This window comes from Mesorhizobium sp. M8A.F.Ca.ET.207.01.1.1 (genome assembly GCF_004794715.1).
Taxonomy (GTDB): Bacteria; Pseudomonadota; Alphaproteobacteria; order Rhizobiales; family Rhizobiaceae; genus Mesorhizobium.
Genome location: NZ_SRUS01000130.1, coordinates 1 through 411 on the forward strand (window position 1 = coordinate 1; position 411 = coordinate 411).

Here is a 411-nt window from a genome sequence, read left to right on the forward strand (position 1 = left end):
CACCACGCGGTCATCCGGGTCGACCAGGTGGCGATGCTCCAGGTCGAACACCCAGCGCGAGAAACGCGCGCGGCGCACCGCCAGCGGTTCCAGGTTGGCCGCCAGCGCATCGGTCCGGCGCAGCACGTTGCGGATGCGCGCCAGCAGTTCACGGGGATCGAACGGCTTGGCCAGGTAGTCATCGGCGCCCATCTCCAGGCCGATGACCCGATCGGGTGCGCTGCCCATCGCAGACAGCATCAGGATCGGAATGGCCCGCGCCTGCAACCGCCGGCAGACCGAAAGCCCATCTTCGCCGGGCATCATCCAGTCCAGGATGATCACGTCCGGGCGTTCGACCTGCAGCAGCACGTCCAGCGCAGTGGCGTCCGCCGCCACGCGCACCTGGTAGCCGTGCAGCAGCAGGCAATC

1 protein-coding gene is annotated in these 411 nt (G+C 68.6%); it reads right to left on the reverse strand.

Annotated features, from left to right (window positions below; all coding sequences use genetic code 11):
- The coding region (locus EN850_RS33830) for a response regulator (RefSeq protein WP_210238012.1) at nucleotides 1–405 on the reverse strand (405 nt) is incomplete at its 3' end.
- Between the last annotated feature and the right edge of the window lie 6 nt (nucleotides 406–411).